This window comes from Pseudomonas putida, from assembly GCA_041879295.1.
GTDB lineage: Bacteria > Pseudomonadota > Gammaproteobacteria > Pseudomonadales > Pseudomonadaceae > Aquipseudomonas > Aquipseudomonas putida_Y.
Genome location: CP047152.1, coordinates 913,660 through 939,701 on the forward strand (window position 1 = coordinate 913,660; position 26,042 = coordinate 939,701).

Consider the following 26,042-nt stretch of genomic DNA (forward strand, 5'->3'; position numbering starts at 1 on the left):
AGCGCCTTTTTAGTGGGCGAAATTCGCCTGCACGGCAACCGGGAACCTGAGAGGGGATTTCATCATGAGTGCATTTCACGACCTGAAACTGGAAGCGCTGAACGGCGGAGAGCTGCCCCTCGCACCCTTCAAGGGCCAAGTGGTGCTGGTGGTCAACGTTGCCTCCAAATGTGGCCTGACGCCGCAATACAAGGCCCTGGAAAACCTCTACCAGATCTACAAGGACAAGGGTTTCAATGTGCTTGGCCTGCCGTGCAACCAGTTTGCGGGGCAGGAGCCGGGTAGCGAAAAGGAAATCCAGGACTTCTGCAGCCTCAACTACGGGGTCAGCTTCCCGCTGGGGGGCAAGCTGGAGGTCAACGGGCCGCAGCGCCATTCGCTGTACCGCCTGCTGGCAGGCGAGGGGGCCGAGTTCCCCGGTGACATTACCTGGAATTTCGAGAAGTTTCTGGTAGGCAAAGATGGCCGGGTGCTGGCGCGTTTTTCACCCCGCACGGCGCCGGATGACCCGGCAGTGGTGCAGGCCATTGAAAAAGCACTGGTCTGAATAGTACCGGGCGCGATCATTGTGGCGCCTGCGAAGCCGAGCGCCGCCTGCGCGGCGCTCACTCTCACAGGCGCTGCACATACTGCGTCGAACGACCAGCCGCAGCACTGACATTTCGACAGGCGCTATCCAGATACTCCTCGAACTGCTCGACAATCGCCGGCCAGCCCTGGCGGCTGGCGTGTTGTCGCGCATTCAGGCGTACCCTGCGCAACGTCTCTACTTCTTCCAGCAACCAGCAAGCCGCGTCGACAAACGCAGCCTGGTCCCCTGGCATGGCCAGCGCGCCGCTGTGGCCATGGCGAATATGCTGCGCTGCGGCTGCCTCGTCATAAGCAACCACCGCCAACCCTGAGGCCATGGCTTCGAGCACCACATTGCCAAAGGTCTCGGTCAGGCTCGGGAACAGGAACAGGTCGCCGCTGGCGTAGTGCTCGGCCAGTCGTTCACCGCGCTGGGCGCCGCAAAACACGGCGTCCGGTATCTGTTGTTCAAGGCTGGCGCGCTGAGGCCCGTCGCCGACCATGATCAGGCGCAGACGCTTCTGTGGATACGTCTTGCGTAATGCCTCAAAGCAAGGCCGTAGCAAGCCAAGGTTCTTTTCCGCCGCCAGCCGCCCGACGTGCAAGACGGCGATATCCTCCGGGCCTAGCCCCCAGCTTTCGCGCAAGGCCTGGCTACGTCGGGCCGGATTGAACAGGCAGGCATCGACCCCTCGTGCCAGCAGTTCCAGGCGCTCGAAACCGCGACGCTCAAGCTCCAGGCGCTGGCTGGCGCTCGGCACCAAGGTGATTGCCGTGCGCCGATGGAACCAGCGCAAGTAGTGGGTGAGCAGGCGCGCCAGCAGGCCAAGGCCGTACTGGCCGGAATACTGCGGGAAGTTGGTGTGGAAACCACTGACCACCGCCACCCCCAGGCGACGGGCCGCACGAAGGGCGCTGAGCCCCAGCGGCCCCTCGGTGGCGATGTACAGTACATCCGGGCGCTGTCGGCGCCAGCGGCGCAACAGCTTGTGCATCGACACCTCGCCCCACTGCAAACCCGGGTAGCCAGGCAGCGCCCAACCACGGCACAGCATCAGGTGCGGGTCGTTGTGCGCGTGACCTTCGTCGGCCTGGCGCGGGCGCACCACCTCGACCTCATGGCCGCGCAGGCGCAACCCTTCACTGAGGCGGCCAAGGGTGTTGGCCACGCCGTTGATCTCGGGTGGGAAGGTTTCGCTGACCAGGGTGATGCGTAGCGCGGGTGTATTCATGACAAAAAGTTTCCGCCTGCCGGGTTGCGCTAATGTGACTGCCTTATGACGTAAATATGACGCCTGATCGCCGGCATTTTTGCCTCTATGAATATTTCCTCGCACAGCACTCAAGAAGGTGTCGCCGGCAGCCGATGAAGATGCATTCGACTACGTGATGCGCTCCAGGAGAGCGGTGATGTTCAACAACAAGCTCAAGCAAGAAATCCGGCAACTGCGCGAAGACCTGATGTCCATCGAACAGGTCAAGAGTAGTCTCGACAGCGAGATGCTGGTGCTGCAGCTCGACCCTCAGGGACGGATCGAGATGGTCAACGGCAACTTCGAGAGCGAGATGCTCTACCGTGCCGAACAATTGCTTGGACGCAATATCGAGGACATCGTCCCCGCCCACGTAAAGTCACTGGACTTCTACCAGCGCATGAAAAGCGCGATCAGCCGTGGCGAACACCTGAACGGTGCGTTCCGTCTTCTGCGCGGCAATGGTCAGGAAGCCTGGCTGCGCTCGATCCTGCAGCCGGTGAAGAACAGCGAGGGGCGCATCAAGTACTTCACCCTGCATTCCAGCGACCTCACCCGAACCATCGAGACCTCACGCGAGCACGAAAGCCTGATCAAGGCGCTGATGCGCTCTACTGCGGTGATCGAGTTCGACCTCGACGGCATCATTCTCACTGCCAACGAACGTTTCCTGGCCACCGTCGGTTATCGCCTGGAGCAGATTCGCGGTAAGCACCACCGCATGTTCTGCGAACCGCAGGAGGTCAACTCGGCCGGCTACCAAGCGTTCTGGGACAGGCTACGCCGTGGCGAATATGTTGCCGAGCGCTTCAAGCGCATCGATGCCCATGGTCGGGTGATCTGGCTGGAGGCCTCGTACAACCCGATCTTCGATGCCCACGATGTGCTGTACAAGGTGGTCAAGTTCGCCACCGTGATCACCGATCAGGTCAACCAGGAGCAGGCAGTGGCCGAGGCGGCGGATGTCGCCTACAACACCTCGCTGGGTACCGATGTCAGTGCTCGCAAGGCCACCGAAGTGGTCACCCAGACTGTCACTGTGATGCGTGGCCTGGAGGCTTCGATGCAAGAGGCGGCCGACGGCATCCAGGCGCTGGATACCCAGTCGCGGGTGATCGGTTCGATCATCAAGACCATCAGCGACATTGCCGGGCAGACCAACCTGCTGGCCCTCAACGCGGCCATCGAAGCTGCCCGCGCGGGCGAGCAAGGGCGGGGCTTTGCCGTCGTTGCCGACGAAGTGCGCCAGCTGGCCTCTCGCACCAGCACCGCGACCGAAGAAATCGCCCGGGTGGTACAGCAGAACGAACAACTGGCGCAGGCGGCAGTGTCGATCATCGATACCAGCAAGCGCCAGGCCGAACAGGGGCTGGCGCTGGCGGATGAGACGGGCAGCGTGATTGTCGAGATCCAGGACGGGGCGAAGCGGGTAGTGGACGTAGTGGGGCAGTTTTCCAGCCGGCTGAGTCTTTGATATGGCTTGGGGTTTGTAATGGCCATGGGATCGAGCTTCGCCTGCGCGGCGCTCGATCTCAAGAACGATAAAAATTTCAGCCTTACTCACGCTAGCAACTGAACAGCTGAACTTCGCCGAGCATGCCGGAAACGAAGGCGCACTTTCCTACAACTGACTCAGAAACCTCCGATCCGAATCCATGATGGGATTTCCCCCTGCACACGTTGTCAGGGAGACACCTCATGTACCTGGATTACCTCGTGCCCTCATGGCACGAGATCGAGTCACGTGTCATCGCCATGGTGGGCTACCCAAGCGGTGGCCAGTTCCGCACCGGCCTCAATGAAGAGGTCGCCTCGCTGGGCCTCAACCTGCGCCGGGTCGACGCTGTCCGCACAGCCTTCCACCAGGCTGAATGGCAGGCGGCGCACATGCTACGCCAGCGCTTCGCTGACCTCGACATCAACAGCATTAAAGAAAGCGGCCGAAAGGGTACCGCTGGAGTTCAGAGGCTCAATCCGCATGAATGTCAAATTACATAAGTGCTAAGGTGAGAAGGTTGAAATGGATAAAGTATTTGCCAATTTGATTGAGAATTTCGGTCCGCCGATTGACCGCCGGGAAGTACCTGGCTCCACAATCGAAAAATACAGAGACAAGCTTCCTCCCAAGCTTTTGGAATATTGGTCCGAGCATGGGTGGGGGGGCTACGGTGAGGGCATATTCTGGCTAGTCAATCCGCAAGAATATGACGCCGTAGTTTCCTGTTGGATTGCAGGCACGGCACTTGCTTCGTACGACAACTATCATTTGGTTGCGAGAAGTGCCTTCGGAGACTTGTACCTTTGGGGAGAGAAAACTGGCTTTTCATTGGAGATAACAAGCGTGGGCTCTCAGTACATATTTTATCGAACTGAGTTCACAAAGGAACAACTAAATACTGAGCTTCAAGGCTTTATTTTGTCAAGAGAAGTGGAGTCAATGGATTTCAATGGTCTCTTCAATCCCGCCAAGGAAAAACTGGGTAGACTTAAACATGACGAGATGTACGGCTTTTTCCCCGCGCTCATGCTGGGCGGGGCTGACTCCCTGCAACATCTTAAAAAAGTCAGCGCTGTTGAACACTTGATCTTTCTGGCGCAATTGACAGATCTTCAACCTTACTCCTTTTCCGAGCAGCCAGATTAATGCCGCAGTCAACCAGCACCGCCACCGAGGAAATCGCCCGGGTGATGGACGTGGTGGAACAGTTTTCCAGTCGGTTGAGTCTTTGATAATTTGTAATGGCCATGGGATCGAGTTTCGCCTGCGCGGCGCTCGATCTAAAGAACGATAAAAATCTCCAGCCCCACCCACGGTAACAACTGAGCAGCTGAACTTCTAAGTTACAGGAGAGAATTCAGAGATCTTATGATAGCTATGAATGCCATTGAAGCTAGAAAGCTCTCGGTGAAGCAGGCAAAGGAAACCCTGTCATCTCTAGCAGCTTTGCACAATCCATGAATGCTAGTCGCTTGAGGTTTTCGCCGTGGATGAGGTTTTTTCCCTGTTTGTAGAGCAAGTTGGTGAGCCGTTTTTTCGAGTGCGATCCATGAACCCCACCTTCTAAAAGATAGGGCCTCAGCTTACCGTGGTATCTCTGGCGAGCAGTTCCATGGCAGCAAGGCTTCGTAGTCTGAGACCGACGACGCATACGGCAGGCGCTCAAGTACGTGGCGCAGCCACGTATAGGGCTCCTGGCCGTTGACCTTGGCGGTCTCGACCAAGCTGTATATCTGCGCACTTGCCGTGGCGCCCTTGGGCGTGTCACTGAACAGCCAAGCCTTGCGCCCAATGACAAACGGTTTTATCGCACGCTCTGCCAGGTTGTTGTCGATTGGCAAATGGCCCGCTTCGACATACCGTTCCAGGCGGCGCCAGTTGTTTGCCAGGTAATGCACCGCCTTGCCCAATACGCTTTGCGGCGTCACCTGGGCGTACGTCTTGTCCAGCCAGCTTTTCAGCTGACCGAGGATCGGTAAGCTTCTTTCCTGGCGACCGATGAACCGCTGTTCGTCGCTGACCTCCTTGAGGTCGCGCTCGATGTCATACAGCTTATTGATCATCGTCAGCGCCACATCGGCTCGTCCGGTCTTACCCTTGGGCTGCACCTTTTGTGCTTCGACGAACTTGCGGCGCGCGTGAACCATGCATGCCAGTCGCTCGATACCGGGCTGCAACGCCAAAGCGTTGTAACCCGCATAATCGTCGGTCATCACATAGCCGCGATAGCCTTGCAGCAGACGCAATGGTACTTCCTGCGCACGGCTGGTGGTGTAGTCGAACAGCACAACTTGTCGATCAGGCGGGCCACTGGCTTGCACCCACATCCAGGATTGGCTGGTCGGGTCTCGATCCGGTTCTTTCAACACCTGGACGCGGGTCTCATCGCAATGAATCACCGGACTTTCCAGCAGCCGATCACGCATCAGGTTCAACAGCGGCTGGAAGTATTTACTGCACTGGATCACCCAACGCGCCAGGGTTTGTCGTGGAATCTCGATGCCGTGGCGGGACAGCACACTTTCAAACCTGTGTAGCGGCAAGCCATCGACGTACTTGGTCGTCAGCAGCATGGCCAGCACGCTTGGGCTGGCCATGCTTTTTTCGATTAACTGGGCGGGCTTGTCAGCAGTGACAGGAGCAGTCTCGCAACCACGGCAGCCATAGATCTTGCGCACGTGTTTGAGTACGCGGATCTGCATCGGCACGATATCGAGCTGCTCGCTGGTTTCTTCGCCGATGACATGCTTGCGGCAACCGCAGGCGCAGGTCAGTTCGTGTTCGGGCAACTCATGGATAACTTCGATACGTGGCAGATTAGCCGCCAATGACTTGCGCTTGCCACGGCGCTTGACCGGGACAACGACTTCTTCATTGGCATCATCGACTACAGCCAGCAGAGGGTCATTTTCCGCTTCATCGAACATGGCCAGTTGCGGCGTTTTGGGATCGACGGTTTGCTCGGACTTGCGGCCAAAGAAACGGTCACGCCATAACTTGATTTGTTCTTTCAGATCGTCAATTTGGACGATGTGGGCCTGATTGACTTCCTGCTCGCGCAAACGGGCAGCATAGCTCTCAAGCAATAATTGCTTGAGCAGGGCAGGATCGTCTGGGAGATTGTCGGGCACGGAAATCATGCCGCGGATTATACCGGGTCAGGCGACGTAGCGCGGAGTCAAAACCTGATGAGGACGGTTGCGCCAAAGGTCGAAACCGTCGAGCAGCCAATTGAGTTCTTGGACGGTCAGGACAATCGCTTCGTCGCTGGGCTCAGGCGACATTTTGAAGCGCTCGGCTTCCAGGCGCTTGAGCCAGAGGCAGAAGCCGTTGCGCTCCCAGTACAACACTTTGATCCGATTACGCGCCTTGTTGAGGAAGACGAAGAGCACGGGGTCGAACACGGCGACTTTGATATCCAGTTCTACCAAGGCAGTAAGGCCGTCGATGGACTTTCGAAAGTCCACAGGCTTGGGGTAGAGGTAGACTTTTTCGACTTTGCTGTCGGGGCGCATCATGCAGGGCTGGCTCCAGAAGGAAATCGGGAGCACAGCATCGGGCATCAGGTAAGCGCTTTGAATGTGGGGTTCATGGAGCACTTACGTTTTTTCGACAGGAGGTTCCTCCCTCAAGTCTGGATCGATACAGAGGCATCTTGCCGAACAAATTGTTAGCGTATTGGAGTGAGCACGGTTGGTGCGGGTATGGTGACGGGATATTTTGGACTGTCAATCCCCAGGAATATGAAGGGGTAACTGCCTCGCTTATCGAAGGCACAATATTGGAGAAGCGAGATAGATACCACCTTATCGCTCGCGGCGCATTTGGTGACCTGTATCTCTTTGGAGAGCAAACGGGTTTCTCAGTAAAGATTTTGGCTCATATTTCACGATACAGGGGCAGTGAATATGAGTTGACGGCGGCGGATATGGACAGGGAAGTGCAAGGTTTCTTCCTTGGCAAAGAGAAGGCGTCTGTTGACTTTGATGGCATGTTCGAGCCAGCAAAGAAAAAACTGGGTATGCTAAAGCATGATGAAATGTATGGGTTCGTTCCAGCCTTGGCGTTCGGCGGGTCAAGCGATCTTGCTAACCTCGAGAAGGTTAAGGCAGTGGAGCATCTAATACTGCTTTCTCAGATTGCCACCCTCGAACCCTACAGTTTCTCCGACTTCTAAAAAAACAATCTGCAAAAAGGGGCTGCCCTGCAGCCCCACGCTCCTTCAGCTCCGCTCCCGCACCCAGAACAGCGTAGCCCCGGCCACCGCCGCCGGCATCATCAGCACGTTCACCCCCGGAATCATCAGCGCCAGGTAGGTGATGCCGCCAAAGCCCAGGCTCTGCCAGCGCTTCTGGCGCAGCCAGGCGAGCATGTCCTGCCAGCTCATCTTGTTGTTGTCCGCCGGGTAGTCGATGTACTGGATGGCCATCATCCACACGCCGAAGATCAGCCACAGCGGCGCAGCCACCACGTTGACCACCGGGATAAGCGACAGGACGAACAGGCCGATGGCGCGTGGCAGGAAGTAGCCCAGCTTGCGCATTTCGCGGCTGAGGGTGCGCGGTACCATGGCTGCCAGTTCGCCCCAGCTGAAGGCTGGGAAGGTGTCTTCGCCACGCACTACCACCTCGACCTTTTCCGCCAGAAAGCCGTTGAACGGCGCGGCAATGATATTGGCCACCAAGGTGAAGGTGAAGAACACCATCAGCACCAGCAAGGCAACGAACAGCGGCCAGAGGATGTAGCTGAGGAAGCTCAGCCAGTCAGGCAGCGTGGGCATCAGGGCATCGAGCCACATGCCGAACTGGTGGCCGGCGAAGTAGATCAGGCCACCGAACAGCAACAGGTTGACCGCCAGTGGCAGCAGCACGAACAACCGTAGGTTGGGGCTCAGCACCAGTTTCAGGCCTTCGCGCAAGTATTGGGGGCCAGAGAGGACAGGGGCTTGCATCTAGATACTCCGCAGAGAAGGAAAACGCGCTGACCTTACCGAGTTTGCCGCGCCGACGAAAGGCACGCAGTGGGCGGGAAACGGGATGTAACAAAAGCGCCCGGCGCGTGTTTATCGATGAAATCGCAGCATAGGCGATGCCTATGAGGTGGATTGTCTAAGGATATTTCCTTAATCTTTGCGACCTCGCTACAGTGCGCTCAACTTTTCGCTTTGCGGGCCTGCGCGTTTTAGCCTTCCCCAAGTGCTGCGTGGGTCCTTTTTAATTTCTTGGCTGGCGCAGCCGGTACACCGATGCCGGCCCTGCGGCCCGCTCGACAGGAGTTCGACATGTCTGAAGTACGTCATTCGCGCGTCATCATTCTCGGTTCCGGCCCTGCCGGTTACAGCGCTGCGGTGTATGCCGCCCGTGCCAACCTCAAGCCGCTGCTGATTACCGGCATGCAGGCTGGTGGCCAGCTGACCACCACCACCGAAGTCGACAACTGGCCGGGCGACCCCCACGGCCTGACCGGCCCGGCCCTGATGCAGCGTATGCAAGAGCACGCCGAGCGTTTTGAAACCGAAATCGTCTTCGACCACATCAACGCTGTCGACCTGGCCAACAAGCCGTTCACCCTGCAGGGTGACAGCGGCAAGTACACCTGTGATGCGCTGATCATCGCCACTGGCGCCAGCGCTCGCTACCTGGGCCTGCCGTCGGAAGAAACCTTCATGGGCAAGGGTGTTTCGGCCTGTGCCACCTGTGACGGTTTCTTCTACCGCAACAAGCCGGTCGCCGTGGTGGGCGGTGGCAACACTGCCGTGGAAGAGGCACTGTACCTGGCCAACATCGCCAGCAAAGTGACCCTGGTACACCGTCGCGAGACCTTCCGCGCCGAGAAGATCCTGGTCGACAAACTGAACGCCCGTGTGGCCGAAGGCAAGATCGAGCTTAAGCTCAACGCCACCCTGGACGAAGTGCTGGGTGACAACATGGGCGTAACCGGTGCGCGTCTGAAGAACAACGACGGCAGCAGCGACGAAATCAAGGTCGACGGCGTGTTCATCGCCATTGGCCACACCCCGAACACTTCGCTGTTCGAAGGCCAGCTGACCTTGAAAGATGGCTACCTGGTGGTCAACGGCGGCCGCGAAGGCAATGCCACCGCTACCAACGTCGAGGGTGTGTTTGCCGCTGGCGACGTGGCTGACCACGTTTACCGCCAAGCCATCACGTCGGCCGGTGCGGGCTGCATGGCGGCGCTGGATGTCGAGCGCTACCTGGACGGTTTGGCCAACGCCTCGTTCTGATCTGAGAAAAAGGGGTGCAAAGCGCCCCCAATAAAAAACCGGCCAAGCGCCGGTTTTTTATTGTCTGCAATCAGCTCACAGGCTCAGTCGCATCGACAGGTCCACCGCTTTCACATCCTTGGTCATGGCGCCAATCGAGATGTAGTCCACCCCTGTCTCGGCAATCACCCGCAGAGTCGTTTCGTTTACGCCGCCGCTGGCTTCAAGCTTGGCTTTGCCAGCGGTAATGCGCACGGCTTCGCGCATTTCGTCCAGGTTCAGCTCGTCGAGCATGATGATGTCCGCGCCAGCGGCCAGCGCCTGGTGCAGTTCATCCAGGCTTTCGACCTCGATTTCAACCGGCTTGCCCGGTGCAATGCGGTGCGCTGCGGCCACGGCCTCGGCTACGCCGCCGCTGGCGGCGATGTGGTTTTCCTTGATCAGGAAGGCGTCGTACAGGCCTATGCGGTGGTTGTCGCAACCACCGCAGGTAACCGCGTACTTTTGCGCCAGGCGAAGGCCGGGCAGGGTTTTGCGGGTGTCCAGCAGGCGCACCTGGGTGCCTGCTACCAGGTCGGCGAGGAAGCGCGCACGGGTGGCGACCCCCGACAGCATCTGCAGGAAGTTCAGTGCGCTGCGCTCACCACTGAGCAGCGAACGGGCCGGGCCTTCCAGGTGGAACAACGGTTGATTGGCAGTGGCCTGCTCACCGTCGGCCACCTGCCAGTGCACAGCAACGCGCGGGTCGAGCTGGCGGAACACGGCATCGACCCAGGCGGTACCGGCGACCACGCAGTCTTCGCGGGTGATGATGGTCGCCTTGGCCAGGCGCTCGGCCGGGATCAGTTGCGCGGTGATATCGCCACTGCCGATGTCCTCCAACAGCGCGCGGCGCACGTTGGCTTCAATTTCAGCGGTCAGGTCGGCAAGGCGTAGGTTCGGCATGGTCGGCTCCACAAGCTAGGTGCCCGCGATTATAGGGCAGGGGGCCTGTGTGTACAGCCGCCTTGGTGCTGACCTTTGGTCGGGCATTGTGAGTAATCGGAGCAGAGCAGGGTCATTAGCCAACCAGCGAAACGGCGCTGGCAGGCATACGATTTTTTACCGATAATGGTGACCAGTATTTGGCGTCATAGCTTTGACGATTTTCAGCCCTTTCGGGCAAGACACCCTGCAAGGAGTCCAGGATGCAAAAAGAAGGCAAGGTGGTGGCCTTGGCGGCAGCCATCGACCAAGGGGGGCGTACGCCTCTGCCTTGCCTTCCGGTCCTGTTGCTGCAGGTGCGCGACAAGGCCGCGTTGCAGTTGCGTCAGGGGCTGCAGGACTTGTTCGACAATGCCGATGACACGCTCTTCGAAATGGCCGACAAGGCCTTGGACCGCGGTGACCAAAACCTGTACTTCGAGGCCATGCGTGACCTGCGTCTGAAGCGCAAGAGCATCGAGCGTGGTTTTCTGGATACGTTCCATGATGCTTTCCTCCGAACCGGCCAGGTCGACTTGCTGGCAAACCTGGCCCAGCCGGGCAACCCGCGCAGCAAGGCTCAAATGGAGCGGGCCGCCGCCATTGAGGGCATGGTGGCGCGGGTGCTGTCACGCGATGGCATTGCCCTGCAGCAACTGGGTTTGCGCCTGCAGGCATTGCTCGACCGGCCCCTGTACGAGCAGCACAACCCATTGGGGCCTGCCGCGCTGTGTCGTTACTTCCTCGATGCCGGGCGGAATCTGGGCGTTGGCCTGCGGGTCAAGCTGGTGCTGCTGAAGCTGTTCGAGCGTTATGTGTTGCGCGATGTCGATGTGATCTATGGCGAAGCCAACCAGTTGCTGGTCGCTGCCGGCATACTGCCCGAACTGCAACCGGCGCCGCGCCGGCGTGCCGAAGACCGGCGCATGCGTGCGCGCCCAGGGCCGGCGAACCTTGGCCAGGAGGTGGGGGCGGACGCCGCAGGGCAGGCGTTTTTCGACTCGTTGCAGGCACTACTGGCGCCGGTACGCGGGCAGTTCGCTCCGCGGTTGCACGCGGTGGCTACCGCCCAGCCGATCAGTACCGCCGACCTGCTCCGGCTCCTTTCGCATTTGCAGCGCTACGTGCCCTCCACCCACGAGGCCGATGACTTCGAGCTCGGCCAGCAGCTTGAGCAACTGTTGTTGCGGGTGAGTGTGCGCAGCGGCACGCGTCGGCGCCTTGGAGTGGCTGACGAAGACGTGATCAACCTGGTTGGCTTGCTGTTCGCATTCATCCACAACGACGACAACCTGCCCGCCAGCCTGCGGGCGCTGATTGCGCGCCTTCATATTCCCCTGCTCAAGGTGGCATTACTGGACAAGGGGCTGTTCAGCCGGGGTAGCCATCCGGCGCGCCGGCTGATCAACGAAATCGCCGGCGCCGCGATTGGCTGGGAGTGCGGCAGCGAAGGCCAGCGTGACAGCTTGCATTTGCGGGTAGAGCGTATCGTCCAACGCCTGCTCAATGATTTTGCTGACGATGCAAGCCTGTTCGCCGAGCTGCTCGACGACTTCCTGGCATTCAATCAGGACGAACGGCGACGCAACGAGTTGCTGGAACAACGCACTCGCGACGCCGAAGAAGGCCGTGCCCGGGCACTGCAGGCCCGGCAGCAGGTGCAGCATGTGCTCAACCAGCGCCTGCGTGGTCGGGTATTGCCGCAGGTGGTGGTGCAAATGCTGGTGCAGGCCTGGAGCCAGGTACTGCTGTTGGCTTGGCTGAAGCAGGGCGAGGCCTCACAGGCCTGGCGCGACGCATTGCAGACGATGGACATGCTGCTGGTCAGCATCACGCCGCCGCATGAGCCGCAAACCTTGTTGCAGCAGGTGCCGGCCCTGCTCAAGGCGCTGCGCGATGGCCTGGCCAGCGTAGCCCTGGACGCGGTGGCGACCCGCGAGTTCTTCCTGCAACTGGAACAATTGCACCTGCGCGCCTGCGCAGGTAAAGAGGCGTTGCCGGCAGGTGAGGGCCAATCCTTGGGTGACGTGCTGGTGGCCGAAGAGATTGTGCTGGCGATTGCCGAAGAGCCCGCCTGCGTGCCCCTGCACGCTGCCGAGGGGCAGGCTGCAGCGCTGCGCCAGGCTCAACGCCTGCGCATCGGCACCTGGGTCGAGGCACTCGACGAGGATGAACCACTGCGCTGCAAGCTGGTCGCGCGCATCGACAGCAGCGATAGGCTGGTGTTCGCCAACCGCACCGGCATGAAAGTGCGCGAGTGGAGCAGCGCCAGCCTGGCCCAGGCATTTCAGCGGCACGAAGTGCGCGTGCTGGATGACCGCCTGTTGTTCGAGCGGGCGCTGGAGGCGGTACTTGATAGCTTGCGGCAAGGGCAGGCGCAATAGGCAGACGCATTACAATCATTCACATGCACACGGCGTTGACGGCAGGGCATACTGTGGGCATGTTCACGGCGTTTTTCAGGATCTGCCCATGCAATTGGACCGTGCCACTGGCTGGTTCCACGGAATCGGAATCACCCACTGCCCCTCGCCGAACTTCAATACGCGCCCCGAAGGCGAATCGATTTCCCTGCTGGTGATCCACAACATCAGCCTGCCCCCGGCCTGTTTCGGCACGGGCAAGGTGCAGCAATTCTTCCAGAACCGCCTGGCCCCTGATGAACACCCGTATTTTGCCAGCATCAACCACCTGACCGTGTCGGCGCACCTGTTCGTCGAGCGTGACGGCGCGGTGACTCAGTTCGTGTCGTTGCATGACCGTGCTTGGCATGCGGGTGTGTCGAGCTTTGACGGGCGCGAAGGCTGTAACGACTTTTCCATCGGCATCGAACTGGAAGGCACCGACGACCTGCCCTATACCGATGCCCAGTATGCGGTGCTGGAACAACTCACCCGGCACATCCGCGATGCCTGGCCGGCCATCGACCTGAACCGCATTCAGGGCCACAGCGACATTGCCCCGCAGCGCAAGACTGACCCCGGCCCGGCCTTCGACTGGCCGCGCTACCGCCAGGCGCTGCAGCACAACGAGGACAAGGCATGAGTTTTCTGGTGTTGTTGCTGGCGCTGTGGGTCGAGAAGTTTTCAGCCCTGCGCCATCGGGTGCAGCGCGACGGGTTCTTTCTTGGCGAACTGGTGCGTCTGGAACGCAACGGCAAGGTGCACCCATGGTGGACGTTGGCCATCCTGGTGTTGGCACCAGTAGCGCTGCTGGTGTTGCTGCTGCATGTGCTGGAGCCGGTGGCCTATGGTTTGCTGGCGTTGCCGGTGCACCTGCTGGTGCTGATCTACAGCCTGGGTCGCGGCGATGCGAAGGCATCGCTGGGGGCGTTTCGTGATGCCTGGCGGCGGGGGGACGATCAGGCGGCGCTGCACGTGGCCGAGCGCGACCTTGGCCTGGTGGCCGATGAACCGCACAGCCTGCTGGTGCGGGTGCAGGGTAATTTGCTGTGGCAGGTGTACCAGGGCTTTTTTGCGGTGATCTTCTGGTATTTCGTGTTGGGCCCTGGCGCTGCGCTGGCTTATCGACTGTTGGCGCTGTGTGGTGAACACAGCAAGCAGCCGGCGCTGAAGGTACGTGCCGAGCAGTTGCGGCACATCATGGACTGGTTGCCGGTGCGGGCGCTGGCGTTGAGCTTTGCCTTGGTGGGCAACTTCCTTGCGGTTACAAGGGTGATGCTGCACGAGGTGCTCAATTGGCACATCAGTGCCGGGCACCTGGTGGCTCGGGTCGGGCGCATTGCCGATGACATTCCCGAGGAAGAAGACAGTCAGCGCGGGTTGGGGCGGCTGGACAGCCTGTGGGAACTGCTGCTGCGCTGCGCAGTGCTGTGGTATGCAGGTTTTGCGCTGTGGACCGTGCTGGTCTGATTGCGGGCCAATCGCATCCCACGGGAATCCCGTTCACCTGGGTTTCACCAGCCAAACAACGCGCAAGCATTGCGGGTGCTGGCCTGTGCCAGCACCTCGACATCCAGTCCCATCACTTGCGCCAGCGCCGCAGCAATGTCTGGCAGATGCTCCGGGCTGTTGCGTACCCCCGGGTACATCACCGGTGCCATGTCCGGTGCATCAGTCTCCAGCACCACGCTGTCCAATGGCAGCCGCGCCAGGGTCTTGCGCAGCCGCAGTGCCTGCGGCCAGGTAGCCGCACCGCCCAACCCCAGCATGAACCCCAGCTTGATGTACTCGCGGGCCTCTTCGTAGCTGCCGGCAAACGCATGAATCACCCCCGCCCGCGCGGGCTTGTAGCGCTTGAGCGTGGCAATCACTTGGGCATGGCTGCGGCGCACGTGCAGCAGGGCCGGTAGTTCGAAGTCGCAAGCCATCTGCAGTTGCGCTTCGAACAGCGCCTGCTGGCGAGTCTTGTCCAGGTCTGTAAGGTAGTAGTCCAGGCCAAACTCACCCACGGCACATAGTCGCGGGTTGTCGCGCAGGCGCTCCAGCCACTCGCGCAGTTGCAGTAGGTGCTCAGGTCGATGCTGGTCGAGGTAGACCGGGTGCAGGCCAAGTGCGGCGAACAGGCGCGGCTCGGCGCAGGCCAGTTCCCACACCCGTTGGAAATTCGCCTGGTACACCCCCAACACCACCATCCGCTCCAGCCCACGCGCCGCCGCGTTGGCAAGCAGGCGCGGGCGGTCGGCGTCGAAGTCGGGGAAATCCAGGTGGGTGTGGGTGTCGATCAGGCGCATGTTCAGGTCGCTGAGATGCGTTGCTTGAAGGTGCGGCCAACAGCATGCACGCCGGGTTCATAGCGTTTTTCCTCGATGGCGGCCAGTGCCAGTTCAAGCGCAGTGGCGGCAATCTGGCCATGCTGCTGGGCCATGGCATTGACCGGCAGCGGCAGGAAGTCGAGCAACTGGTTGTCGCCAAAGGTACCCAGCTGCAGTTGGCGCGAGTCGACCGGGCGCGCCTGGAGGGTGTCGAACACGCCCTGCAACAGTACGTACGAAGTGGTCACCAGAGCATCAGGCAGGCCACCCAGGTCGTCGATCAGTTGCTGCATCAGGCGCTGGCCGCACTCGCGGCTGAACGCTTCGCCCTGATAGCGGCGCACTTCGCCGGTATAGCCTTGCAGGGCTTCGTCGAATCCGCCGGCACGCGCCTGGCTAACCGACAGCTCGGGGCGCGCGCCTATCAGGGCTATGCTACGTGGTGCCGCGCTGAGCAGGCTGGCGGCCAGCTGGCGGCTGGCATCGCGGTCGTCGCTGATCACCGAGCAGAAGTGTGCGGGGTCCAGACGGCGGTCGATGGCTATCACCGGCAGGCCTTTGTCCTGCAGCTCGCGGTAGCTGTCATCTTCTGGCGGCAGGCAACTGGCAACGAACAGCGCATCGCAGCGGCGCGCACGGAACAGCTGCTGCAGTTGGCGCTCGCTGTCTGGCTGGTCGTCGCTGCTGGCGATCAGAAGCTGGTAGCCGCGGGCGCGGGCGCCTTGCTCCAGTTGCTTGGCAATGCGGGCGTAGCTGGGGTTCTCCAGATCCGGGAGAATGAAGCCCAGGGTGCGGGTATGCCGGCTGCGCAGCCCAGCTGCCTGCGGGTTGGGGGTGAAGCCGTGGGCTTCGACCACCGCGCGTACCCGCTCGACAGTACTGTTACTGATGCGCTGCTGTTCAGCCTTGCCATTGATGACGTAGCTGGCAGTGGTCACGGACACACCGGCCAGACGGGCGATATCGCTGAGTTTCACCGAATTTTCCTTGTTATTACCGGGGCTGGCTGTGAGGCCGGACCGGGTAGTTTGACCCGGTACAGGCATCACGCGCAGACGACCATTGTCGCAATTGTCCGACAGGATGGGGCTTTTTACTGGGCAGATTATCGAGTAACGTGGCCGCCTGGTCAGATTAAACGTTTCAGCTGCCGATTTTTCTGCCTCGGCTGCCACCCGTGCAAGGCTGCTGAACTGGCCCTTTATGTGAATTTCACAACAATACTCCAGTACCCGAACGGGAACTGCAAAAGGAGAAGGTCATGCTCGAGCTCGCCAATGAGCAGATAGCCATGGGCCAGAAGGCCGCCGACAAGGACGAGGCATTGCGCCTTCTGGCGGATCGGCTGGTTGCGGACGGCCTGGTCGCCGAGGGTTACCTGCAAGGGCTGCAGGCCCGGGAGGCACAAGGCTCCACGTTCCTTGGCCAGGGCATCGCCATTCCCCATGGTACGCCGCAAACACGCGATCTGGTGTATGCCACCGGCGTGCGGCTGCTGCAGTTTCCCGAGGGGGTAGACTGGGGTGACGGGCAAATGGTCTACCTGGCCATTGGTATTGCCGCCCGCTCCGACGAACACCTGCGCCTGCTGCAGCTGTTGACCCGTGCGCTGGGCGAGACCGACCTGGCCGAAGCCTTGCGCCGGGCCAGCTCAGCCGAAGTGCTGCTCAAGCTGCTGCAGGGCGCGCCACAAGCGTTGGCGCTGGATGCGCAGCTGGTGGGGCTGAACTTGCCGGCTGAAGACTTCGACGAACTGGCCTGGCGCGGTGCCCGCCTGTTGCAACGTGCCGACTGTGTCGACAGTGGCTTTGCCGCCGTGCTCCAGCAGGCCGAACCGCTGCCGCTGGGCGAGGGCCTGTGGTGGCTGCACAGCGAGCGCCAGGTTCGTCAGCCGGGCCTCGCCTTCATCACCCCGCAGCAGCCGCTGCGTTACCGCGACCAGCCGCTCAACGGTCTGTTCTGCCTGGCCAGCCTTGGCGCCGCTCACGAGGCCCTGCTTGAGCGTCTTTGCGAAGTGCTGATCGAAGGCCGCGGGCAGATGCTCTACCAGGCCACCAACAGCCGTGCGGTACTGGAAGTACTGGGCGGCGAGGCGCCGGCGGACTGGCCCAGCGCACGTGTCGTGCTGGCCAATCCACATGGCTTGCATGCCCGACCGGCCAAGGTGCTTGCACAACTGGCCAAAGGCTTTGAAGGGGAAATTCGTGTGCGCCTGGTCGATAGCGCGCAGCCAGCGGTATCGGTGAAGAGCCTCAGCAAGCTGCTCAGCCTCGGCGCCCGCCGTGGTCAGGCACTGGAACTGGTCGCCGAGCCGAGTATCGCTGCCGATGCCTTGCCGGTGTTGCTGGCCGCTATCGAACAAGGCCTGGGTGAGGAGGTGGAACCGCTCCCGCAGAGCGTCACGCCCATTGCCGATGACCTACCCGAAGTGCTGCAAGCGCCTGCGGCCGGCAGTCGTATCCAGGGTGTGGGTGCCGCCCCCGGCATTGCCAGCGGCCCGGCGCATGTCTGTGTCGAGCGTGAGTTCGACTACCCCTTGCGGGGTGAATCGTGCGCCCAGGAGCGGCAGAAGCTGCGCGAAGCGTTGGCCATCGTCAATGGCGAACTGCAGGCTTTGGTCCTGCGCAGCGACAAGGCCATTGGCGAAATTTTCGTCACCCACCAGGAAATGCTTGCCGACCCGGCCCTGACCGACGATGTCGAGCAGCGCCTGGCCCAGGGCGAAAGCGCCGCGGCCGCGTGGATGGCCGTGATCGACGCCGCGGCCCGTCAGCAAGAGGCATTGCACGATGCGCTGCTTGCCGAGCGCGCTGCCGACCTGCGCGATATCGGCCGCCGCGTGCTGGCGCAGTTGTGTGGTGTGCAGGCGCAGGCTGAACCCGAGCAACCCTATGTGCTGGTGATGACCGAAGTCGGTCCATCCGATGTCGCCCGCCTGGACCCCACCCGGGTTGCCGGTATTGTCACCGCCCAGGGCGGCGCCACGGCCCACAGTGCCATCGTTGCCCGGGCTTTGGGCATACCGGCAGTGGTCGGCGCCGGTGCGTCGATACTGCTGTTGGACAGTGGCACGCCGCTGCTGCTCGATGGCCAGCGTGGTGTGGTTAGCGTCGCACCGCCTGCGGATGAACTGCAGCAGGCGCTGGCCGAGCGTGACCTGCGCGAGAAACGCCTGCAGGCCGCCTGGGCCAACCGCTTCGAGCCGGCCATCACCCAGGATGGGCATGCCGTCGAGGTGTTTGCCAACATCGGTGACAGCAACGGTATAGCCAAGGTGGTGGAGCAGGGCGCCGAAGGTGTGGGCCTGCTGCGCACCGAACTGATTTTCATGGCCCACCCTCAAGCGCCGGATGTGGCTACCCAGGAAGCCGAGTACCGCCGCGTGCTCGATGGCCTCGATGGGCGCCCGCTGGTGGTGCGTACCCTGGATGTCGGCGGCGACAAACCGCTGCCTTACTGGCCGATCGCTGCCGAGGAAAATCCCTTCCTCGGCGTGCGCGGCGTGCGTTTGACCCTGCAGCGCCCGCAAGTGATGGAAGACCAGTTGCGCGCATTGCTGCGGGCCGCCGACCAGCGCCCGTTGCGTATCATGTTCCCGATGGTTGGCCAGGTGCACGAGTGGCGTGAGGCTCGGGCCATGGTGGAACGCCTGCGCGCAGAAATCCCGGTAGCCGACCTGCAACTGGGCATTATGGTCGAGGTGCCTTCAGCGGCCCTGCTGGCAGCGCAATTGGCGCGCGAAGTGGACTTCTTCAGCATCGGCACCAACGACCTGACTCAATACACCTTGGCTATCGACCGTGGCCACCCCAGCCTCTCGGCACAGGCCGATGGCCTGCACCCGGCGGTATTGAGCCTGATCGACATGACCGTGCGCGCCGCCCATGCCCACGGCAAGTGGGTGGGCGTGTGTGGCGAGCTGGCGGCCGACCCGCAAGCGGTGGCCGTGCTGCTGGGGCTGGACGTGGACGAACTCAGCGTCTCCGCGCGCAGCATCGCCGAAGTCAAGGCACTGGTTCGCCAGGCCGATCATCAGACAGCCCGCGCCTTGGCGCGCGAGGCCCTGCAACAGGACAGCGCCGCAGCAGTTCGCGCGCTGGTGGAGCGTTACTGAATGGCCAAGATCCTCACTCTCACCCTGAACCCGGCGCTGGATATCACCATCGGCCTGGACGCTCTGCGCCCAGGCCAGGTCAACCGTAGCCAGGAGCAGCACAGTCACGCCGCGGGCAAGGGGCTGAACGTTGCACAGGTACTGGCCGATCTGGGGCACAGCGTAACCGTTGGCGGTTTCCTCGGGCGCGACAATCTGCAGCCCTTCGAGGCGCTGATCGACGGTCGCGGTTTTACCGACTGCTTTGTTCGTGTGCCGGGCGAAACCCGCAGCAATATCAAGCTGGTCGAGGCCGATGGCCGTGTCACCGATATCAACGGGCAGGGCCCGGAGGTCGACGAGGCGGCACGCAACGCCTTGCTGTACAGGCTGCAACAGAATGCCCCAGGTCACGATGCCGTGGTGGTGGCTGGTAGCCTGCCGCGCGGGATCAGTGCCGACTGGTTCCGCCAGTTGCTCGAACTGTTGAAGGCTCAAGGCCTCAAGGTTGTCCTGGACAGCAGTGGTGAAGCCCTGCGTGTCGGCTTGCAGAGCGCGCCCTGGCTGGTCAAGCCCAATACCGAAGAACTGGGCGAAGTGCTGGGTCTGCCTGTGGATAACCTGGCGCAACAGACGGCTGCCGCCAAGCGCCTGCTGGCCAGTGGCGTTGAACACGTGGTGGTGTCTGCGGGCGAGCAGGGCGTCAGTTGGTTCAGTCGTGACCTGGCCATGCACGCCCGCCCACCCAAGGTACGGGTTGCCAGCACGGTGGGGGCGGGGGATTCGCTGGTGGCCGGCATGGTCCACGGCCTGTTGCTGGCCGAGGCGCCTGCGCAGACGTTGACCCGAGCCACTGCCATCGCCGCCCAGGCCGTTACCCAGGTTGGCTTCGGTATACGTGACCGCGAGCACCTGGTGCAATTGGAAGCGGCCGTGCAACTGACAGAACAACAAGAGGGTTGCCGATGAACATTGCCATAGTCACCGCCTGCCCCAATGGCCAGGTGTCGAGTGTACTGAGCGCACGCTTGCTGTCCGCCGCTGCCCAGCGGCGCGGCTGGAGCACCAGCGTCGAAGTGCAGAATACTGAACATCCCGAGCGGCAACTGAGCGCCGCGCAGATCGCCGAGGCTGACTGGGTGCTTGTGGTCAGCACCGGGCCGGTGGACCTGGCCCGCTTCGTCGGCAAACGCCTGTACCAGAGCACGCCATCCCAGGCGCTGGCTGATCGCGAAGGCTTTCTCGACGAAGCGGCGGCCAACGCCGAGCTGCTGGTCGCAGTGACAGATGGCCCCGCCGCCGCTGGCAGTGCTGGCACCCGCATCGTAGCCGTCACTGCCTGTCCGACGGGCGTAGCCCATACCTTCATGGCCGCAGAAGCCCTGCAGCAAGCAGCACAACAACTGGGCTATCAGCTCACCGTCGAGACCCAGGGCTCGGTCGGTGCGCGCAACCCCTTGTCTGCTGAAGCCATCGCCGCGGCGGACGTGGTTTTGCTGGCCGCCGACATTGAAGTTCCCACTGCACGTTTCGCCGGCAAACGTATTTACCGTTGTGGTACCGGCATTGCCCTCAAGCAGGCCCGCGCGACTCTGGACAAAGCCTTGGCGCAGGCCACGGTGGAGAACAGCGCCGACGCCGCAGCGCCGACCACGCCGACGAAGGGCGAGAAAACCGGCGTGTACAAACACTTGCTTACCGGCGTGTCGTTCATGCTGCCGATGGTGGTGGCCGGTGGCCTGCTGATCGCTCTGTCGTTCGTGTTCGGTATCGAGGCCTACAAAGAGGCGGGCACCTTACCGGCGGCGTTGATGCAGATTGGCGGTGAAGCCGCCTTCAAACTGATGGTGCCGCTACTGGCGGGCTATATCGCCTGGTCCATCGCCGACCGCCCCGGGCTGGCCCCCGGCATGATCGGCGGCCTGCTGGCCAGCACCTTGGGGGCCGGCTTCATCGGTGGCATAGTCGCCGGTTTTCTTGCCGGTTACAGCGCCAAGTCCATTGCCCGATGGGCGCGCTTGCCCAGCAGCCTGGAGGCGCTCAAGCCAATCCTGATCATTCCATTGCTGGCCAGTCTGTTCACCGGCCTGGTGATGATCTACGTGGTCGGCCAGCCGGTAGCGGCGATGCTCGAAGGGTTGACGCACTTCCTCGACAGCATGGGCACCACCAATGCCATCCTGCTGGGGCTGTTGCTGGGCGGCATGATGTGCGTCGACCTTGGCGGGCCGATCAACAAGGCCGCCTATGCGTTCTCGGTGGGGCTGCTGGCCTCGTCGAGCTACGCGCCAATGGCCGCGACCATGGCCGCCGGCATGGTGCCGCCGATTGGCTTGGGTATTGCCACCTTCCTGGCCAGGCGCAAGTTCGCCCAGAGCGAGCGCGAGGCGGGCAAGGCAGCGCTGGCGCTGGGGCTGTGCTTCATCTCTGAGGGGGCGATTCCGTTTGCCGCCAAGGACCCATTGCGGGTGATCCCGGCCAGTATCGCCGGTGGTGCGTTGACCGGGGCATTGTCGATGTACTTTGGCTGCAAGCTGATGGCGCCGCATGGCGGCTTGTTCGTATTGCTTATCCCCAACGCGATCAACCATGCGCTGCTTTATTTGTTGGCGATCATGGCCGGTAGCTTGTTGACTGCGGTGGTGTATGCCGTGATCAAGAAGAGCGAGCGGGTGGAGCTGGCGGTGACGCCGGTTAAAAGTACCTGAGCTGACCCCACTTTGTGGGAGCGGCACAAGGTCGCTCTCACAAAGGCCGCGTTGACCTCTCAGCGCCCATGCTTCTGCCGCAACGGCACCAGCAGATCACCCAGCCCGTTGTGATCGATCTCATGCATCAACGCCAGCAACCCGCCCAGTTCCCCTGTCGGGAAGCCCTTGCGCGCAAACCACGCCAGGTAGTCTCCTGGCAGGTCGGCAATGATCCTCCCTTGGTACTTGCCGAACGGCATGCTGCGGGTCACCAGTAGTTCGAGGGTTTCCGGCTTCATCGTCGCGCACCTGGCTGTGGAAAGGCGCCGACCATACTGCAATCTGCACGAAGCCCCAAGCGGCAATCATGCAGAACGCCGTTATCAGCTGTCGTCTCTTTTGTGTAACTCATTGAAAATAAAGTAATTTATTTTTGTGGTAAGCGTGGCACGAACACTGCAATTCCCTAGAGGACTATCACCTGCCAAGGAGTTCGACCATGAGCAACCCCAACAAAGACGTGATCGACGTACTCAACGACCTGATCGAGTACAGCAAGGATGGCGAGAAAGGTTTCAAGGCCTCGGCCGATGATGTGAAGAACCCCGAACTGAAAGCGTTCTTCGTCCAGCGCGCGGGTGAGTGCGCTAACGCTGCCAGTGAATTGCAGGGCGAGGTTCGCCGCTTGGGCGGCGACCCGGAAACCTCCACCAGCATCAGTGGCGACCTGCACCGCGGCTGGGTCAACCTCAAGTCGATGGTCACCGGCAAGGACGAAGAGGCGGTGCTGAACGAGGTGGAGCGTGGCGAGGACCACGCCCTCAAGGCCTACAAGGAAGCCCGCGAGAAGCTGGTGAAACTGGGCCGCACTGCCAGCGACATGACCTACAGCCTGGTGGAAAAGCAGCTGCAAGGGGTGCAGCGCAACCATGACCAGGTCAAGGCCCTGCGCAACGCCGCTCGCGCCCGCTCCTAGTCGAGCGGGCCCTCGACCCGGTTTCGGCCCTTGGCCTTGGCCCGGTAGAGCGCTTCGTCCGCAGCACCCAGCACCCTGCCAAGGTCGTGCTGGGTGTCGGACAAACCGATACCGATGCTCACGGTTACTGCGTGGGCATCATCCGCAAACGGCGCCAGCGCCTCGACGCTGGCGCGGATGCGTTCAGCCAGTAGCTGGGCCCCGGCCAGATCGGTTTCCGGCAGCACGACCTGAAACTCCTCCCCACCGTAACGCGCGGCCAGGTCCGCCGGTCGGCGAATGCATGCCTCGATGGCCTTGGCCACTTCGCGCAAGGCATGGTCGCCACCGGCGTGACCATGGCGCTGGTTGAATGCCTTGAAGTGGTCCACATCCACCATCAGTACCGCCAGTGGTTTACGGTTACGTTGGGCGCGGGCCCATTCCTGGCGCAGCACATGGTCCAGCCTGCGACGGTTGGCCAGGCCAGTCAGGCTATCGGTGGAGGCGAGCATAGCCAGGTCTTCTTCGGCCTCGTGGCGGCGGCGCAGTTCGCGGCCCAGCAGCAACGTCAGCCAGAGAATGCCCACGCACAGACCGCCGGTGGCGACGCTGACGACAATGGCGGTGCGGCGCCAGGACTCGAACACCTCGTCGGCCGAGTGCACCACCAGCACGATCAGGGGCAGTTGCGCGACCCGGGCGAAGGTGAACATGCGGAGCTTGCCGTTGATGTCGGAGCGGGCGGTGAAGGTACCGCTCTGTTCAGCGATGATGCGCTTGAAATTGGGCCTTTCGGTGTAGGAGGTTCCAATCAGCGGGTCCTGCGCGCGGTGGGGCTGGCGGACGAGCAACTGCCCGTCGGTATTGAACAGGTTGATGCTGCTGTCGTGGCCAATGTCCAGGCGCTGGAACAACTCACTGAAGTACGACAGGCGCAGCGCACCCGCTGCCAACCCGGCGAACTCGCCATTGAGGCCGGAGATGCGTCGGCTGAAGCTGATACACCAGTCCAGGTCGCCAAGCTTGGCCTTGAAAGGGGGCCCTACCAGCAAGCCGAGGTTGGCATTCTGCTGGTGAGCCTTGAACACCCCGGTATGGCCGAAGTTGGCCTTGCGTGGCACGCTGCTGGTGGAGTCGCCGACGACATTGCCTTGCTTGTCCAGCCACAGCACGTCACCCCGCTTGCGGTCGACGAAGGCTTCATTGAACAGCAGGCGCTGGCGTATCGGGCCGGGGACTTCCGGCAGTTCCTTGCGCCCTACGGCCCAGATCAGGCCTTGCAGTGACTGATCGTAGAGTTCGACGTTGCGCAGGATGTCGCTTTCGATCAGCTGGACGATGTTGTTCGACGAGCGCAACGCCGACTGTTCGACACTTTCGCGCTCGCGGTCAAGCAGGTAGCTGACGATGGCCACGATGGCGAGCACGGCAAGGCAACTGCCCAGGTTGAGGATCAGCTCGGGGTGCGACCTGTAGACTGCGAAACGCGGGGATTGGGTGGGCATGCTCGCTACTGCGTGGGCAGGGCCATTCGCGGCGGCAACATTCTAGGGAAGCAGGGATTGTCGGACAAGATTTGTCCGACGGAAGCACGGTGTACTGTACTTTTCTATTTGTCGTGTACCTCTGTAGGAGCGGGTTTACCCGCGAACACCGGCGAAGCCTTCTTCGCGGGTGAACCCGCTCCTACACTGGCAGCAAAAGATCAGAACACGTTCAGTGGGTAATCGACGATGACCCGCAGTTCATCGTTGTCGCTGTTGCTGTCGATCGACGCATAACCCTGGCTGCCGCGGTGGGTGGCATAGCGCACCAGCACCGACAGGTCCTTGAGGTCGCCTTCCTGGAACACGTACTTCACGTCCAGGTCGCGTTCCCAGTGCATGGCGTTCTTGCCATCTTCACGGTAGTAATTGTAGTGAGTGGTGTCCTGAGTGGCCTTGGTCAGGTCGGCCTCACCGCGCGAATACGACAGCGAGGTGCTCAAACCAGGCACGCCGACTCCGGCGAAGTCATAGCCGTACTGCAGTTTCCATGAGCGCTCGTTCGGCGCGTTGAAGTCCGAGTACATGCGCGAGTTGTCCAGGTACACGCTGTCGCCCAGGTTGATGTAGTCGAATGGCGTGTTGCCGTTCACTCGCTGGTAGGCGGCGGTGACGCTGTGGAAGCCTGCGTTGACGGTGAAGTGCACGCTGTAGGTGTTGTTGTCGATCTTGCCTAGCAGGGCCTGGCCGGTGTCCTGGGTGTGATAGAAGTGCACGCCCGGGTTCAGGCTGACCAGGTCATTGACCACATAGGTGTAGTCGAAGTCCGCGTAATACTGGTTCCAGATGTCCTTCAGCTCGGCGGCGTACAGGTTGGCGGTGATGTGCTCGGTACCGCTCCACGACGCGCCGGTCCAGTTCAGGTGCTTGCTCTTGTCGTGCTCGTCCAGTGACCCGTAGTAGGTGTCGATGCGGCGGTGGCCGCTCTGGTTGTACGGGTGGGTGAAGCTGACCTGGCCGCCTTCGAGCAACAGGCCGTCGATGCTGGTATTGGTCAGGCTTACACCGCGGAAGGTTTGCGGCAGCATGCGCGTTTCGCCGCCGGCGATCACCGGGTTGGTGAGGAACAGGTCACCGGCTTTCAGCTCGGTGTCGAAGGCCTTGAGCTTGACCGCAGCACCGGCAGTGGAGAACGAGTGCGGGGCAGCGCCCAGCTCGCCGTCGTCCTTGATGTGTTTGGGCAGGATGCTGGTGCCGGCATGGCCGCCGCCGCCGTCGAGCTTCAGGCCCAGCATGGCATGAGCATCCAGGCCAAAGCCGATCACACCTGGGGTGTAGCCCGACTCGAAACGCGCAACCGCGCCCTGGCCCCACTCGCGGGTGTCGCGCACGCCGGCGTTGTGGTTGTCGCGGTTGAAGTAGGCATTACGAAAATGCAGGTTGAAGGACGAACCTTCGATGAAGCCATCAGCCTTGTCTTCATCTGCCTGGGCGGCGAAAGGGATCGTTGCAGTCAACGCAATGAAAAGCGGGGTAAAACGAAACGCGGAAGGCACCGGTACTAGCTCCTTTGGTATGACGGTGGGGCAGTTTTTA

22 protein-coding genes and 1 pseudogene are annotated in these 26,042 nt (G+C 61.6%); 13 read left to right on the top strand and 10 right to left on the bottom strand.

The annotated features are described in order from the left end of the window. The first annotated feature begins 64 nt into the window (after positions 1-64). Positions 65-547, top strand: coding sequence for a glutathione peroxidase (locus tag GST84_04300; protein ID XGB11616.1), 483 nt, complete (start codon positions 65-67; stop codon positions 545-547). 64 nt (positions 548-611) lie between these two features. Here GST84_04300 and GST84_04305 read toward each other — a convergent pair whose 3' ends face one another. Beyond that, positions 612-1,802: a glycosyltransferase gene (locus GST84_04305; GenBank protein XGB11617.1), complete on the bottom strand. Its 1,191-nt coding sequence runs from the start codon at positions 1,800-1,802 to the stop codon at positions 612-614. A gap of 178 nt (positions 1,803-1,980) precedes the next feature. On the opposite strand from GST84_04305, the gene GST84_04310 reads away from it, so the two are divergent. The 3 genes and pseudogenes from GST84_04310 (at position 1,981) to GST84_04320 (ending at position 4,467) form a co-directional block, all read left to right on the top strand. Beyond that, positions 1,981-3,297, top strand: coding sequence for a PAS domain S-box protein (locus tag GST84_04310; GenBank protein XGB11618.1), 1,317 nt, complete (start codon positions 1,981-1,983; stop codon positions 3,295-3,297). Between the two features lie 224 nt (positions 3,298-3,521). Beyond that, positions 3,522-3,752, top strand: a pseudogene (locus GST84_04315) (glycine zipper family protein). A gap of 91 nt (positions 3,753-3,843) precedes the next feature. Beyond that, positions 3,844-4,467 (top strand): DUF1851 domain-containing protein, encoded by a 624-nt coding sequence (locus GST84_04320; protein ID XGB11619.1) that lies wholly within the window; start codon positions 3,844-3,846, stop codon positions 4,465-4,467. Positions 4,468-4,904: 437 nt separating this feature from the next. Here the strand turns inward: GST84_04320 and GST84_04325 are convergent, their stop codons facing one another. Both GST84_04325 and tnpB read right to left on the bottom strand, forming a co-directional pair. Beyond that, positions 4,905-6,461 (bottom strand): IS66 family transposase, encoded by a 1,557-nt coding sequence (locus GST84_04325; GenBank protein XGB11620.1) that lies wholly within the window; start codon positions 6,459-6,461, stop codon positions 4,905-4,907. 18 nt (positions 6,462-6,479) lie between these two features. Further along, positions 6,480-6,836, bottom strand: coding sequence for an IS66 family insertion sequence element accessory protein TnpB (tnpB, locus tag GST84_04330; GenBank protein ID XGB15704.1), 357 nt, complete (start codon positions 6,834-6,836; stop codon positions 6,480-6,482). A gap of 119 nt (positions 6,837-6,955) precedes the next feature. On the opposite strand from tnpB, the gene GST84_04335 reads away from it, so the two are divergent. Then, positions 6,956-7,498 (top strand): DUF1851 domain-containing protein, encoded by a 543-nt coding sequence (locus tag GST84_04335; GenBank protein XGB15705.1) that lies wholly within the window; start codon positions 6,956-6,958, stop codon positions 7,496-7,498. Between the two features lie 45 nt (positions 7,499-7,543). On the opposite strand, the gene cysZ is transcribed toward GST84_04335, so the two are convergent. After that, a complete protein-coding gene (cysZ, locus tag GST84_04340; GenBank protein ID XGB11621.1) occupies positions 7,544-8,272 on the bottom strand; it encodes a sulfate transporter CysZ in 729 nt (242 codons plus the stop codon). A 330-nt stretch (positions 8,273-8,602) separates the two neighbouring features. Here cysZ and trxB point away from each other — a divergent pair, with 330 nt between their 5' ends. Next, positions 8,603-9,565, top strand: coding sequence for a thioredoxin-disulfide reductase (gene trxB, locus GST84_04345; GenBank protein ID XGB11622.1), 963 nt, complete (start codon positions 8,603-8,605; stop codon positions 9,563-9,565). A 75-nt stretch (positions 9,566-9,640) separates the two neighbouring features. On the opposite strand, the gene GST84_04350 is transcribed toward trxB, so the two are convergent. Beyond that, positions 9,641-10,489 carry a carboxylating nicotinate-nucleotide diphosphorylase gene (locus tag GST84_04350; GenBank protein XGB11623.1) on the bottom strand — a complete coding sequence of 283 codons (849 nt, stop codon included), beginning with the start codon at positions 10,487-10,489 and terminating at the stop codon, positions 9,641-9,643. A gap of 242 nt (positions 10,490-10,731) precedes the next feature. Here GST84_04350 and GST84_04355 point away from each other — a divergent pair, with 242 nt between their 5' ends. The 3 genes from GST84_04355 (at position 10,732) to ampE (ending at position 14,379) form a co-directional block, all read left to right on the top strand. After that, entirely contained in the window at positions 10,732-12,891 is a 2,160-nt protein-coding gene (locus GST84_04355) for a DUF1631 family protein (GenBank protein ID XGB11624.1), read from the top strand. 88 nt (positions 12,892-12,979) lie between these two features. Further along, positions 12,980-13,552, top strand: coding sequence for a 1,6-anhydro-N-acetylmuramyl-L-alanine amidase AmpD (gene ampD / locus GST84_04360; protein XGB11625.1), 573 nt, complete (start codon positions 12,980-12,982; stop codon positions 13,550-13,552). Then, a complete protein-coding gene (gene ampE, locus GST84_04365) occupies positions 13,549-14,379 on the top strand; it encodes a regulatory signaling modulator protein AmpE (GenBank protein ID XGB11626.1) in 831 nt (276 codons plus the stop codon). The genes ampD and ampE overlap by 4 nt, the downstream gene beginning before the upstream one ends. A 44-nt stretch (positions 14,380-14,423) precedes the next feature. Here ampE and GST84_04370 read toward each other — a convergent pair whose 3' ends face one another. Together GST84_04370 and cra are read right to left on the bottom strand one after the other, a co-directional pair. Next, the gene (locus GST84_04370) at positions 14,424-15,200 is read right to left on the bottom strand and encodes a YchF/TatD family DNA exonuclease (GenBank protein ID XGB11627.1); all 777 of its coding nucleotides are present in this window, start codon (positions 15,198-15,200) and stop codon (positions 14,424-14,426) included. A 2-nt stretch (positions 15,201-15,202) separates the two neighbouring features. Beyond that, positions 15,203-16,198, bottom strand: coding sequence for a catabolite repressor/activator (gene cra, locus GST84_04375; GenBank protein XGB11628.1), 996 nt, complete (start codon positions 16,196-16,198; stop codon positions 15,203-15,205). A 284-nt stretch (positions 16,199-16,482) separates the two neighbouring features. Between cra and ptsP the strand changes: the two genes are divergently transcribed. From ptsP to GST84_04390, 3 genes are read left to right on the top strand one after another with little or no spacing between them, the layout of a single operon-like run. Next, positions 16,483-19,335, top strand: coding sequence for a phosphoenolpyruvate--protein phosphotransferase (gene ptsP / locus GST84_04380; protein ID XGB11629.1), 2,853 nt, complete (start codon positions 16,483-16,485; stop codon positions 19,333-19,335). Beyond that, positions 19,336-20,283: a 1-phosphofructokinase gene (gene pfkB / locus GST84_04385; GenBank protein ID XGB11630.1), complete on the top strand. Its 948-nt coding sequence runs from the start codon at positions 19,336-19,338 to the stop codon at positions 20,281-20,283. It begins immediately after the preceding gene. Beyond that, a complete protein-coding gene (locus GST84_04390; GenBank protein XGB11631.1) occupies positions 20,280-22,022 on the top strand; it encodes a PTS fructose-like transporter subunit IIB in 1,743 nt (580 codons plus the stop codon). Before pfkB ends, GST84_04390 begins: the two co-directional genes overlap by 4 nt. A 59-nt stretch (positions 22,023-22,081) precedes the next feature. Here the strand turns inward: GST84_04390 and GST84_04395 are convergent, their stop codons facing one another. Next, positions 22,082-22,303 carry a hypothetical protein gene (locus tag GST84_04395; protein ID XGB11632.1) on the bottom strand — a complete coding sequence of 74 codons (222 nt, stop codon included), beginning with the start codon at positions 22,301-22,303 and terminating at the stop codon, positions 22,082-22,084. Positions 22,304-22,503: 200 nt separating this feature from the next. Between GST84_04395 and GST84_04400 the strand changes: the two genes are divergently transcribed. Beyond that, positions 22,504-22,980: a PA2169 family four-helix-bundle protein gene (locus GST84_04400; protein XGB11633.1), complete on the top strand. Its 477-nt coding sequence runs from the start codon at positions 22,504-22,506 to the stop codon at positions 22,978-22,980. Here the strand turns inward: GST84_04400 and GST84_04405 are convergent. Then, the gene (locus GST84_04405; GenBank protein XGB11634.1) at positions 22,977-24,467 is read right to left on the bottom strand and encodes a diguanylate cyclase; all 1,491 of its coding nucleotides are present in this window, start codon (positions 24,465-24,467) and stop codon (positions 22,977-22,979) included. The genes GST84_04400 and GST84_04405 overlap by 4 nt on opposite strands. A 200-nt stretch (positions 24,468-24,667) precedes the next feature. Beyond that, positions 24,668-26,002, bottom strand: coding sequence for an outer membrane porin, OprD family (locus tag GST84_04410; protein ID XGB11635.1), 1,335 nt, complete (start codon positions 26,000-26,002; stop codon positions 24,668-24,670). Positions 26,003-26,042 lie beyond the last annotated feature (40 nt).